Here is a 12,441-nt window from a genome sequence, read left to right as displayed (position 1 = left end):
CTTTCTCCCTGGCGGTCACACGAGTTAAGAGGCGGTTTCATTGTCTACGGGTAATTTGGATTTCGAACAGTTCCGGGTATTCCTGGAAAAAGCCTGTGGCATATTGCTCGGTGAAAACAAGCAATACCTGGTATCAAGCCGTCTCAACAAATTGATGGAACAGCAGGGCATCAAGTCCCTGGGCGAGTTGGTGCAGCGCATCCAGGGTCAACCGCGCAGCGGGTTGAAGGAGATGGTGGTCGATGCCATGACCACCAACGAAACCCTGTGGTTTCGTGATACCTACCCCTTCGAGGTGCTCAAGAACAAGGTATTGCCCGAGGCCATCAAGGCCAGCCCCGGCCAGCGCTTGCGCATCTGGTCGGCGGCGTGTTCATCGGGGCAGGAACCCTATTCGCTGTCGATGTCCATCGATGAGTTCGAGCGGACCAACATGGGCCAGTTGAAAGCAGGTGTGCAAATTGTTGCCACTGATTTGTCCGGCACCATGCTGACCAACTGCAAGACCGGCGAATACGACAGCCTCGCCCTGGGTCGCGGCCTGTCCCAGGAGCGCCTGCAGCGTTACTTCGACCCCAAGGGCGCCGGGCGCTGGGCGGTCAAGGCGCCGATCAAGAGCCGTGTGGAGTTCCGCTCGTTCAACCTGCTGGACAGCTACGCCAGCCTCGGCAAGTTCGACATCGTGTTTTGCCGCAACGTATTGATCTACTTCTCGGCTGAAGTGAAGAAGGACATCCTGCTGCGCATCCACGGCACGCTCAAGCGCGGTGGCTATCTGTTCCTCGGCGCGTCCGAAGCGTTGAACGGCTTGCCGGACCATTACCAGATGGTGCAGTGCAGCCCCGGTATTATCTACCAGGCTAAATAACACCTCACCCAACATTTGGAGTGGGGCTTGTGTGGGAGCGGGCTTGCTCGCGAAGGCGGTAGTGAAGTTGGTTGATAGCTGACTGACACACTGAAGTGCGCCCTTCGCGAGCAAGTCGAACCGTCGCACCGCCGCTCCCACATTTTTTTGTGTCAGACCTTGGAAAGCGGCAACTCCCCATTGCCGCTTTCCTGACGTTTCGCGGAAAGCGCTTGCCGCTTTTCCGCCATTGCCGGCGGCAACCTCTACCTAACCCCTTGATTTATTGGGCTTGATAAACCTGGCATGGCGCTTGCTATATCCCTGTTACGAAAAGCAGGTCAGCCCCTAAAGGTTTCCGCCATGAGCATCAGCTTCGATAAAGCGCTCGGTATCCACGAACAGGCCCTGGGCTTCCGCGCCCAGCGTGCCGAAGTCCTGGCTAACAACATCGCCAACGCCGACACCCCGAACTACAAGGCTCGGGACCTGGACTTTGCCGCCGTGCTCGCCGCACAGAGCGACAAGACCAAGAACGGCTCCTTCGCCTTGAACATGACCAATAACCGTCATATCGAAGCGCAGGGCCTGAGCAGTGGCGATGAGTCGCTGATGTATCGCACGCCGATGCAGCCGTCGATCGACCAGAACACCGTCGATGCGCAGTTGGAGCAATCGAACTACGCCGAGAACTCGGTGAACTTCCAGGCCAGCTTCACCCTGCTCAACAGCAAATTCAAAGGGCTGATGTCAGCCCTGCGCGGAGAGTAAGCCATGTCTCTATCCAGTGTTTTCAATATTGCCGGTAGTGGCATGAGCGCCCAGACCACGCGTCTGAACACGGTCGCCAGTAACATTGCCAACGCCGAGACGGTCTCGTCGAGCATCGACCAGACCTACCGCGCCCGGCATCCGGTGTTCGCCACCATGTTCCAGGCCGGTCAGAACGGCGGCAGCGACTCGTTGTTCCAGAGCCAGGATGCTGCCGGCCAGGGCGTACAGGTGTTGGGTGTGGTCGAAGACCAGAGCAACCTCGATGCGCGCTACGAACCCAATCATCCTGCCGCGAACGAAAAGGGCTACGTGTACTACCCCAACGTCAACGTGGTCGAGGAAATGGCAGACATGATTTCCGCCAGTCGTTCGTTCCAGACCAACGCGGAAATGATGAACACCGCCAAAGCCATGATGCAGAAGGTCCTGACCCTCGGTCAGTGATAAGGGGCGCTAAAGAATGTCCGTCACTAACGATGTGTCGAGTCAATCGACGATCCAGAGTCTGTTCGACTCCAAGGTCAAGGATGCCAAGTCCAGCCAGGGCAACCTGGCCGATACCGCCAAGGCGGCCTCGGGCAACCAGTCCCTGGGCAAGGATGCATTCCTGCAACTGCTGGTCACCCAGCTGAAGAACCAGAACCCGCTGTCGCCCCAGGACAACGGCGCGTTCGTGGCGCAACTGGCGCAGTTCAGCAGCCTGGAAGGCATCAACACCTTGAACGATTCGGTGAACACCATCACCGGTAACTACAAGTCGTCGCAGGCGCTGCAAGCCTCGTCGCTGGTGGGGCGTTCGGTAATTATTGAAACCAACAAGGCCATGGTCGACACCAGCAAGAGCTTTACCGGCTCGGTCGCCGTGGGTGCGTCGGTGGGCAACGTTACCGTCAAGGTCACCGACAAGGACGGCAACCTGGTCAAGACCATCGATCTGGGCGCCCAGAGCGCCGGCAAGTCGGACTTTATCTGGGACGGCAAGAACGAAGCGGGCGAGCAGCTTGATTCTGGCACCTACACCTTCGCGGCCAGCACCAAGAATGACGCCGGTGATCCGGTGGCCTTGAAAACCTCGCTGCCGGCCACGGTCACCAGCGTGACCTTGAGCCAGACCGGCGGCGAAATGCTGCTCAATCTTTCTGGCGGCATGGGCAGCATCAAGCTGTCGCAAATTCAGACTATCGGTACATAGAGCCGGCTAAATACGGCAAGAGGAGAGAAACATGTCTTTTAATATCGGCCTTAGCGGCCTCTATGCGGCCAACAAACAACTGGACGTGACCGGCAACAACATCGCCAACGTCGCGACCACCGGCTTCAAGTCGTCCCGCGCAGAGTTCGGCGACATTTATGCGGCGTCCCGCCTAGGCACAGGCAATAAGACCATCGGTACCGGCGTGAACCTGGCGGCGGTTTCCCAGCAATTCACCCAGGGTGAAGTCAACGGCAGCGGTGGCGTGTTGGACATGGGCATCCAGGGCGGCGGCTTCTTCGTACAGAAGGGCAGCGACGGTTCGCTGGAGTACACCCGTAATGGCTCGTTCCAGGCCAACAAAGACGGTTACATCACCAACAACACCGGCACCTCGCGCCTGCAGGGTTATGCAGCCGATGAAGATGGCAAGATCTCCAAGAGCGGCCTGACCGACCTGCGGATCAACCTGTCCAACTTGCCGCCTAAAGCGTCGACCAAGGTTGACTCCAGCAGCAACCTGAACTCCTCCAAGCCGGTGATCGACCAGGCGACCAGCCCGTTTGATCCGACGGTAGCGAGCTCGTTTACCGAGCAGTACGGCACCACTTTGTATGACACTCAAGGCAATGCCCATGAGATGGTGCAGTACATGGTGAAAACCGGCTCCAATACCTGGAAGTCCTACACCCTGATCGATGGGCGTAACCCTGACGGTACGCCGGTCAAGGGAACGGGCGCGGTTGCCCCGGTGGCCTCCACGGTGACATTCGATACATCAGGCACCCTGAAGGGGATCATCACCCCGCCGAGCACTGTATCCAATACCACCCTGACCATCAGCAACTGGAAGCCGGGCGTCATGGACAACGGCGTGTGGAACCCTGACAACGGGGCGGCGGCCAACCCGGGCGGTATCGCGATCAACATGTCCGATATCACTCAGTACAACTCGGCCAGCTACCGCAACCCGCCGATCACCGATGGCTACGCCACCGGCGAAATCACCGGGCTGAAAATCGACGGCAGCGGTGTACTGTTCGCCACCTTCAGCAACCAGCAGAGCAAGGCCATTGGCCAGATCTCCCTGGCCAGCTTCAACAACGAGCAAGGCTTGCAGCCGGCCGGTGGCACCACCTGGAAAGAAACCTTCGCTTCGGGCCAGCCTGGCTACGATGCACCAGAAGCCGGGACCCTGGGTTCGATCGTGGCCAACTCCCTGGAGAACTCCAACGTCAACCTGACCAACGAGCTGGTGGACCTGATCAAGGCCCAGAGCAACTACCAGGCAAACGCCAAGACCATCTCCACCCAGAGCACCATCATGCAGACCATCATTCAGATGACCTGATGCGTTAGCGCTGCACAAGAAGCCCCTCGTCAGAGGGGCTTTTTTGTGGGCGTAGGAAAAGCACCGGTGCCGCATTGGGTTACGCACTGAAATGCTTGGGAAAGGAACGCTTCAATCGGCCCGCACCACTGATCGGGGCAAGAGCCCAGGGGGCTCATCGATCAATGGGAGCTGAAAATGTGGAACTCCGGGGTGTCCGCGCCAGGTAATGGGCGCATGGCTTTGGTGCCGACTGTTACGCGTCGGGAGCCTGCTCCCATCGAACCCGTCAGTGACGTGTCGGCGGTCAAGACGTTGTTCAACCAGTTGTTCGAGGCCGAGCAAACCTCCAAGACCCAATTGGCTCGCGATCTGCGTGACAAGCTCAATGCAAAGCGCGAGGAGATCAGTGATGAAAAACTCAAGGATATTCTCAATCAAATGATTGAGTCGGATGAAACGCCTCTGTCGTTTCTTGAGTTTCTCAGGCGCCTGCGGGATGAGTGGTTCCCAGCATCTGATTCAGCCTTGGGAAATGGTGGTACTGGGAATGCCGGTGGGGGCTCGGGTGTCGGTGGAGGAAGGAGAGGGGGAGGAGGGGGAGGAGGGGGTGGTGGCGGCAATGCCAATGTAGGTGGCGGCCAAAGAAGTGCTGAGCGTATGAGCGACAAGCCTCTGTCAGTAGGGGCGGGTTATACCGATTATCGACCTGACTCCAGTGCCGAAAACGCAGGAAAAAAGCCCAAAAATATCTGGAGTGGATTCAGTCAGGGACAGGAGGGTAATTGTGGAACAGTCTCTGCGATCAAAGCGTCAATGATGCATTTTGGCCAGAAGCCAACTGACATTTATAAGGAGGTCAAGGAGGCGGGTAACGGTTATGACGTGACAATGCGCGATGGATATAAGCTTCACCTTAGTCGAGATGAGTTGAAGCAGGCGGCCAGGGGAGCAAACTTTAAGGGTGACGATCCGGAAATGATGACGGATGCCAACTTTATGTTTGCTGTAAGTGCCAAGCGTGCACAGGAAGAAAATAACGACGGCAGGGTGGGGATGAGTTACGGACAGGCTATTGATTCGTTAAATGATGGCGAGTGGAGTAAGGAGGCCTTTGACCGCCTGGGTTTGAAGAATCATGTTAAACAGGTGAGTTTAAGTGACTTGGCGAGGGGAGCAGTCGGTACGGCGGATACGAATATTCATTCGGTGGCCGTGGTTAATGGCAGGAAGGAACTTTGGGGAGGGCGTGGTGGCTATCCAACAGAGGGTATAGCTTTTGGCTTTGTTTAACCTTTGGTTCTACGGCAAAAGAAAACCCCCGATACACCATAGGCCTATCGGGGGCTTTTCATCCTTGGGGGGTTAAACCCAAGGTGCTGTCAGCTTACTGGCAGGCTTCGCAATCCGGCTCGTCGATCGCGCAGGCTTTAGGCACTGGCGCTGGGCCGGCCGGCGCTGCGAGAACCGAATCATCACCGTGGTTACCGCTGGATACAGCGTTCAGCTTGCCGGTGTTGATGGTCGACTTCTCGGTGCTGGTCGCGGCCAGGGCACGGAGGTAGTAAGTGGTTTTCAGGCCACGGTACCAAGCCATGCGGTAGGTCACGTCGAGCTTCTTGCCCGATGCGCCGGCGATGTACAGGTTCAGGGACTGCGCCTGGTCGATCCACTTCTGACGACGGCTGGCGGCGTCAACGATCCACTTGGTGTCCACTTCGAACGCGGTCGCGTAGAGTTCTTTGAGTTCTTGCGGGATGCGCTCGATCTGCTGTACCGAACCGTCGTAGTACTTAAGGTCGTTGATCATCACCGAGTCCCACAGGCCGCGGGCTTTCAGGTCGCGGACCAGGTACGGGTTGATCACGGTGAATTCGCCCGACAGGTTCGATTTCACATACAGGTTCTGGTAGGTCGGTTCGATCGACTGCGACACGCCAGTGATGTTGGCGATGGTCGCGGTCGGTGCGATGGCCATGATGTTGGAGTTACGAATGCCTTTCTGCACACGGGCACGTACCGGCGCCCAGTCCAGGGATTCGTTGAGGTCAACATCGATGTACTTCTGGCCACGGGCTTCGATCAGGATCTGTTGCGAGTCCAGCGGCAGGATGCCCTTGGACCACAGCGAACCCTGGAACGTCTCGTAGGCGCCGCGCTCGTCGGCCAGGTCGCAGGAAGCCTGGATCGCGTAGTAGCTGACCGCTTCCATGGACTTGTCGGCGAACTCGACCGCAGCATCCGAACCGTAGGGAATGTGCTGCAGGTACAAAGCGTCCTGGAAGCCCATGATGCCCAGGCCGACCGGACGGTGCTTGAAGTTGGAGTTCTGCGCCTGTGGCACCGAGTAGTAGTTGATGTCGATAACGTTATCGAGCATGCGAACGGCGGTGTTGACAGTGCGTTCCAGCTTGGCGGTGTCCAGCTTGCCGTTGACGATGTGGTTCGGCAGGTTGATCGAGCCCAGGTTGCAAACGGCGATCTCGTCCTTGTTGGTGTTCAAGGTGATCTCGGTGCACAGGTTCGAGCTGTGGACCACGCCCACGTGCTGCTGCGGGCTGCGCAGGTTGCACGGGTCCTTGAAGGTCAGCCATGGGTGGCCGGTTTCAAACAGCATGGACAGCATTTTGCGCCACAGGTCTTTGGCCTGGATGGTCTTGAACAGCTTGATCTTGCCTGGGTACTGGGACAGGGCTTCGTAGTACTCGTAGCGCTCTTCGAAGGCCTTGCCGGTCAGGTCGTGCAGGTCTGGCACTTCCGATGGCGAGAACAGGGTCCACGGGCCGTCATCGAAGACGCGCTTCATGAACAGGTCAGGGATCCAGTTGGCGGTGTTCATGTCGTGGGTACGACGACGGTCATCACCGGTGTTCTTGCGCAGCTCGATGAACTCTTCAATGTCCATGTGCCAGGTTTCCAGGTAGGCACACACAGCGCCTTTGCGCTTGCCACCCTGGTTGACCGCGACAGCGGTGTCGTTCACGACTTTGAGGAACGGCACAACGCCCTGGGACTTGCCGTTGGTGCCCTTGATGTACGAACCCAGTGCACGGACCGGCGTCCAGTCGTTGCCCAGGCCGCCAGCGAATTTGGACAGCATGGCGTTGTCGTGGATCGCGTGGTAGATGCCCGACAGGTCATCCGGCACGGTGGTCAGGTAGCAGCTCGACAGCTGTGGACGCAGGGTGCCGGCGTTGAACAGGGTCGGAGTCGACGACATGTAGTCGAAGGACGACAGCAGGTTGTAGAACTCGATGGCACGGTCTTCTTTGTGCTTCTCTTCGATCGCCAGGCCCATGGCCACACGCATGAAGAACACCTGCGGCAGTTCGAAACGGATCCCGTCCTTGTGGATGAAGTAACGGTCGTACAGGGTCTGCAGGCCCAGGTAGGTGAACTGCTGGTCACGCTCGTGGTTGATCGCCTTGCCGAGTTTTTCCAGGTCGAAGGTGGCCAGGATCGGGTTCAGCAATTCGAATTCGATACCCTTGGCGATGTAGGCAGGCAGGGCCTTGGCGTACAGGTCGGCCATTTCGTGGTGGGTGGCGCTATCGGCCACGCCCAGGAACCCCAGGCCTTCGGCACGCAGGGTGTCCATCAGTAGGCGCGCGGTCACGAACGAGTAGTTCGGCTCACGCTCAACCAGGGTACGGGCGGTCATCACCAGGGCGGTGTTGACGTCGGTCAGGGCCACGCCGTCGTACAGGTTCTTCAGGGTTTCACGCTGGATCAGGTCGCCGTCGACTTCTTCCAGGCCTTCGCAGGCTTCGGTGATGATGGTGTTCAGGCGGCCCAGGTCCAGCGGCGCGAACGAACCATCAGCCAAGGTAATGCGGATCGACGGGTGGGCTTGCACGGCTTCGGCGGACGGTGCGTGTACGGCACGTTCCTTGGCGCGCGAGTCGCGGTAGATCACGTAGTCGCGGGCCACTTTCTGCTCGCCGGCGCGCATCAGGGCCAGTTCGACCTGGTCCTGGATTTCTTCGATGTGGATGGTGCCGCCCGAAGGCATGCGACGCTTGAAGGTCGCGGTGACTTGTTCGGTCAGGCGGGCAACGGTGTCGTGGATACGCGACGAAGCGGCAGCGGTGCCGCCTTCAACTGCAAGAAACGCTTTGGTGATAGCGACGGTGATTTTGTCGTCGGTGTAAGGAACGACAGTGCCGTTACGCTTGATCACGCGCAATTGGCCGGGCGCGGTGGCGGACAGATCCATATTCGAATCAGCGCCCTGCGGCACGGAGCCTTGCGGGTTCTCGCGAGTTGTGTCGGTTTGCATGGGGGGTTGTCTCCACATTCTATATTTATTTGGGCACCATCACGGTGCCCACCGTTCCGTCCTGAAGCACTTACAACAGGCCTTGGCCTGGCATAACAACCTCGGGACAGGAGGAAGGGAGCTGTTCGCGCCGCTTCCATGCCGAAGTCTTCGGTTCCAAGCCCTGGGCTCTTTACCGTATTCCTGTGTGGGTGTCGTTTGTATTGCAACACCCGTACCGCTTTCTCCCGATGGGGCTTGAAAACAGCAGCCATCCGCGTGCGCGGTTTGGGCTTTCGAAAAAGGTTTAAGTTCCACCAAACAGGAGCAAGAAAGCACTTGAGTTTCTTGTCTGATTTGTGTTTGGTCTTGTCGCTTGAAACCCTACATGTAGGGTTTTTTTTGCGACGAGGTACAAGATAATGCGTTTTGGGGGGCTTAGCAACGCACTACCTGTGGATAACGCTGTGGGTAAAATGTGTATGAAAGGTGGAACCGCCGTGTAGGCCGCAGTACTGCTGCATCGCACCGTTTGTCACCGAATATTCCAAGCTGAAAACACCCGGTTGGATTTTTGCGGGCGCGAACCCTATCACAAAAAATCGCGATCACCGAATGCATTTCCTGGCTTGTGTTGCAGGGTCAGGCCATGGCTACAATCGGCCTTTATTCCTACACTGTTATGCCCTTTATGCATGACAAATTTGGTACGGCTGGCGAAGATCAAAATGTGGGAGCGGGCTTGCCCGCGATAACGGTGGATCAGCAGTAGGTATGTTGCCTGACACACTGCTATCGCGGGCAAGCCCGCTCCAACATTTGAACCTGCGCAGTCCTGACAAATCCCTTATAAAAACGAGGACCACCCGTGGAGCAAGAAGCCTGGCAGGTACTGATTGTCGAGGACGACCAGCGGCTGGCTGAGTTGACCCGTGACTACCTGGAAAGCAACGGCCTGCGGGTCTCCATCGAGGGCGACGGAGCCCTGGCGGTGGCGCGGATCATTGCCGAGCAGCCGGACCTGGTAATCCTCGACCTGATGCTGCCCGGCGAAGACGGCCTGAGCATCTGCCGCAAGGTGCGCGAGCGCTACGACGGGGTAATCCTGATGCTCACCGCGCGTACCGACGACATGGACCAGGTTCTGGGCCTGGACATGGGGGCCGATGACTATGTGTGCAAGCCGGTGCGCCCGCGCCTGCTGCTGGCGCGGATCCAGGCGCTGTTGCGGCGCAGCGAAAGCGCCGAGCCTGCCGCCCCGGAAAAACAGCGGCGCCTGCAATTCGGCCCCCTGGTGGTCGACAACGCCTTGCGCGAAGCCTGGCTGCACGATGGCGGCATCGAACTGACCAGCGCCGAATTCGATCTGTTGTGGCTCTTGGTGGCCAATGCCGGGCGCATCCTGTCCCGGGAAGAGATCTTCACCGCCTTGCGCGGTATCGGCTACGACGGCCAGGACCGCTCCATTGACGTACGCATCTCGCGGATCCGCCCGAAAATCGGCGACGACCCCATCCACCCGCGCCTGATCAAGACCATTCGCAGCAAAGGCTACCTGTTCGTCCCCGAAGCCGCCGCCGATATGCTGTCGTGAACTCGATCTTCCTGCGTATCTATGGCGGCATGTGCGCGGCGCTGATCCTCGTGGCCCTGCTTGGCGTATTGGCGCTGCACCTGCTCAATGAGGTGCGCAGCGGCCAGTACCGCGAGCGGCTGGCCCACGGCACCTTTGCCCTGATGGGCGACAACCTGCAGCCGATGAGCAGCATCGAGCGCCAGCGCGCCCTGGCGGTGTGGGAGCGATTGCTGGGGATTCCCTTGCAATTGCAGACGGTGGCGGATGCCCGCCTGGACCTGAGCCAGCGCAATCGCCTGCAGCGCGGCCAGGTCCTGGTGGAGCAGACCGGGCCCCATGCGGCCCGGGTGTTGCGCCTGGTCAGTGAGAAGGAGCAACTGCTGCTCACCGGCGAAGTGCAGCAGATCAGCGAGCAGTTGGCCCGGGCCACCATTTATTTACTGGCCGACGAACTGGTGCGGTTTCCAGTGGCCGAGCAGCCGCAGCGGTTGGCCGACCTGAAAGACGCCAAGGGCTTCGGCTTTGAAATGCACCTGCTCAAGCTCGACGAAGCGGACATGGACGAGGACCAGCGGCGTCGCGTGGCCGAAGGCGACACGGTGATGGCCCTGGGCAAGGGCGGCGACTCGATCCGTGTGTTTGCCGGCATGGTCGGCACGCCGTGGGTCCTGGAAATCGGCCCGCTGTACCAGATGAATCCTTACCCGGCGCAATGGCTGGTGCTGATTGCATTGATTGGTCTGACCCTGATCGGCTTGATCGTGTATTTGCTGGTACGCCAACTGGAGCGCCGCCTACGCGGGCTCGAAGCGGCCGCCACGCGCATCGCCAAGGGCAACCTGGAAGCGCGGGTGCCGGCGCGCGGTGCCGACTCGGTAGGGCGCCTGGCGGCGGCCTTCAACGGCATGGCCGAGCACTTGCAGCGCCTGTTGGCGATTCAGCGTGAACTGGTGCGCGCGGTGTCCCATGAGTTACGCACCCCGGTGGCCCGCCTGCGTTTTGGCCTGGAGATGATCGGCGACGCCGCGACGCCCGAAGCCCGGCGCAAATACATGGAAGGCATGGACAGTGATATCCAGGACCTCGACGGCCTGGTGGATGAAATGCTCACCTATGCGCGCCTGGAGCAGGGTTCGCCGGCCCTGAGTTTCCAGCGGGTCGACCTCAGTGCCTTGCTCGACCAGGTGATCGGCGAGCTGGCACCCTTGCGGCCAGAGATCGAGGTGGCGCGGGGCGTGTGTCTGTCATCGGCGCACCTGGATGCGGCCTGGGTCGACGCCGAGCCGCGCTACCTGCACCGCGCCCTGCAAAACCTGGTGAGCAATGCCATGCGCCATGCGCAGTCGCGGGTGCTGATCAGTTACCAGGTGGGGCAGGTGCGTTGCCGTATCGACGTCGAAGACGATGGCCCAGGCGTGCCGGAAAGCGCCTGGGAGCGGATCTTTACCCCATTCCTGCGCCTTGATGACAGCCGTACACGCGCCTCGGGTGGGCATGGCCTGGGTTTGTCGATTGTGCGGCGGATTATCTACTGGCACGGCGGCCGGGCATTGATCAGCAAGAGCAACAACCTGGGCGGGGCGTGTTTCAGCCTGAGCTGGCCGCGGGATCAGGACAAGACTTGAGGTGGTCATCGCAGGCAAGCCAGCTCCCACAGTTGACTGCATTCCAAAGGATGTACTCGGTCAACTGTAGGAGCTGGCTTGCCGGCGATAGCGCTATATCAGGCACCGATGGCCACGAGGCTCAACAACTGCCCGTCATCCACCGCAAACTGCCCCTCCAGCTCCTTGCCATAACACCACTCACTGGACAAATCCGTCAGCAATCGCAAGCGCAAAAATCCCGAATCGGACCACTCCACCACCTCGGCATGCTCAAAGTAGAAACGCTTCTGCACAATCGGGTAGAGCGCCTTGAACAGACTCTCCTTGGCCGAAAACGTCAGGGTCACCAGTTGCGCAACCTGCTCCCTTGGCCCTGTGGCCATGCGTTGCATCTCATCCGGAGTAAGGATTTCCCCGGCCAGGCGCTCGGCCCGCTCAAGGGGCAATAGGTTTTCCAGGTCCATGCCCAGCCCGCGCCACTGGGCCTTGTGGCCGACGATGGCGGCGGCATGCCCGGTGCTATGGGTGATCGAGCCGCTGATATGCGAGGGCCACACCGGGGCGCGGTCCTCACCGATGGCGGGGATAAAGTCCAGGCCTTCTAGCTGTTGCAAGGCGCTGCGGGCGCACAGCCGGCCCGCCAGAAACTCCGCCTGCCGCTTGGCCACCGAGCGTTGGATACTGGCCGGCGGCGGCACGGCGCAGCGCTGGAAGTCGCCGGGTTCGAGTAATTTGGGCTCGAAACGGGTGCTCAGGAACACCGTGCCGGGCAAGGTGGCGGGCAGCGGCCAATGGTCATCAAGTGGGGTGCAGCAGGCGGGTATCGGGTTCATGCCGGCTATTCTGCACGGGGCGGG

General features: G+C 59.6%; 10 protein-coding genes. 8 read left to right on the top strand and 2 right to left on the bottom strand.

What is annotated here, in order from left to right:
• Positions 1 to 40 precede the first annotated feature (40 nt).
• From cheR to BHC62_RS28545, 6 genes are all read left to right on the top strand, one after another.
• Entirely contained in the window at positions 41 to 868 is an 828-nt protein-coding gene (gene cheR, locus BHC62_RS07645; RefSeq protein ID WP_029294484.1) for a protein-glutamate O-methyltransferase CheR, read from the top strand.
• A 342-nt stretch (positions 869 to 1,210) separates the two neighbouring features.
• Positions 1,211 to 1,618, top strand: coding sequence for a flagellar basal body rod protein FlgB (gene flgB, locus BHC62_RS07640; RefSeq protein ID WP_057439685.1), 408 nt, complete (start codon positions 1,211 to 1,213; stop codon positions 1,616 to 1,618).
• A gap of 3 nt (positions 1,619 to 1,621) precedes the next feature.
• Positions 1,622 to 2,065 carry a flagellar basal body rod protein FlgC gene (flgC, locus tag BHC62_RS07635; RefSeq protein WP_029294486.1) on the top strand — a complete coding sequence of 148 codons (444 nt, stop codon included), beginning with the start codon at positions 1,622 to 1,624 and terminating at the stop codon, positions 2,063 to 2,065.
• Between the two features lie 16 nt (positions 2,066 to 2,081).
• Positions 2,082 to 2,813: a flagellar hook assembly protein FlgD gene (gene flgD / locus BHC62_RS07630; RefSeq protein WP_029294490.1), complete on the top strand. Its 732-nt coding sequence runs from the start codon at positions 2,082 to 2,084 to the stop codon at positions 2,811 to 2,813.
• A gap of 31 nt (positions 2,814 to 2,844) precedes the next feature.
• Positions 2,845 to 4,164 carry a flagellar hook protein FlgE gene (gene flgE / locus BHC62_RS07625; protein ID WP_070994661.1) on the top strand — a complete coding sequence of 440 codons (1,320 nt, stop codon included), beginning with the start codon at positions 2,845 to 2,847 and terminating at the stop codon, positions 4,162 to 4,164.
• Between the two features lie 216 nt (positions 4,165 to 4,380).
• Positions 4,381 to 5,436 (top strand): hypothetical protein, encoded by a 1,056-nt coding sequence (locus BHC62_RS28545; RefSeq protein ID WP_070994660.1) that lies wholly within the window; start codon positions 4,381 to 4,383, stop codon positions 5,434 to 5,436.
• A gap of 94 nt (positions 5,437 to 5,530) precedes the next feature.
• On the opposite strand, the gene BHC62_RS07615 is transcribed toward BHC62_RS28545, so the two are convergent.
• On the bottom strand, positions 5,531 to 8,422 hold the full coding sequence (locus BHC62_RS07615) for a ribonucleoside-diphosphate reductase subunit alpha (RefSeq protein ID WP_029300728.1): 2,892 nt from the start codon (positions 8,420 to 8,422) through the stop codon (positions 5,531 to 5,533).
• An 847-nt stretch (positions 8,423 to 9,269) separates the two neighbouring features.
• Here BHC62_RS07615 and BHC62_RS07610 point away from each other — a divergent pair.
• Both BHC62_RS07610 and BHC62_RS07605 read left to right on the top strand, forming a co-directional pair.
• A complete protein-coding gene (locus tag BHC62_RS07610; protein ID WP_029300726.1) occupies positions 9,270 to 9,995 on the top strand; it encodes a response regulator in 726 nt (241 codons plus the stop codon).
• The gene (locus BHC62_RS07605; protein ID WP_070994659.1) at positions 9,992 to 11,602 is read left to right on the top strand and encodes an ATP-binding protein; all 1,611 of its coding nucleotides are present in this window, start codon (positions 9,992 to 9,994) and stop codon (positions 11,600 to 11,602) included. Before BHC62_RS07610 ends, BHC62_RS07605 begins: the two co-directional genes overlap by 4 nt.
• Before the next feature lie 98 nt (positions 11,603 to 11,700).
• Here the strand turns inward: BHC62_RS07605 and BHC62_RS07600 are convergent, their stop codons facing one another.
• Positions 11,701 to 12,417, bottom strand: coding sequence for a 4'-phosphopantetheinyl transferase (locus BHC62_RS07600; protein ID WP_070994658.1), 717 nt, complete (start codon positions 12,415 to 12,417; stop codon positions 11,701 to 11,703).
• Between the last annotated feature and the right edge of the window lie 24 nt (positions 12,418 to 12,441).

It is taken from the genome of Pseudomonas sp. 06C 126, assembly GCF_001855215.1.
Lineage (GTDB): Bacteria > Pseudomonadota > Gammaproteobacteria > Pseudomonadales > Pseudomonadaceae > Aquipseudomonas > Aquipseudomonas proteolytica.
The sequence above is the reverse complement of the archived record's forward strand: the minus strand, read 5'-3'. Positions and strand labels throughout refer to the sequence as shown.

Bases quoted from the DNA above. Each gene is read 5' to 3' on its own strand.
- flgB (WP_057439685.1), top strand. From the start codon at position 1,211: ATGAGCATCAGCTTCGATAAAGCGCTCGGTATCCACGAACAGGCCCTG.
- flgC (WP_029294486.1), top strand. From the start codon at position 1,622: ATGTCTCTATCCAGTGTTTTCAATATTGCCGGTAGTGGCATGAGCGCC.
- flgD (WP_029294490.1), top strand. From the start codon at position 2,082: ATGTCCGTCACTAACGATGTGTCGAGTCAATCGACGATCCAGAGTCTG.
- flgE (WP_070994661.1), top strand. From the start codon at position 2,845: ATGTCTTTTAATATCGGCCTTAGCGGCCTCTATGCGGCCAACAAACAA.
- BHC62_RS28545 (WP_070994660.1), top strand. From the start codon at position 4,381: ATGGCTTTGGTGCCGACTGTTACGCGTCGGGAGCCTGCTCCCATCGAA.
- BHC62_RS07615 (WP_029300728.1), bottom strand. From the start codon at position 8,422: ATGCAAACCGACACAACTCGCGAGAACCCGCAAGGCTCCGTGCCGCAG.
- BHC62_RS07600 (WP_070994658.1), bottom strand. From the start codon at position 12,417: ATGAACCCGATACCCGCCTGCTGCACCCCACTTGATGACCATTGGCCG.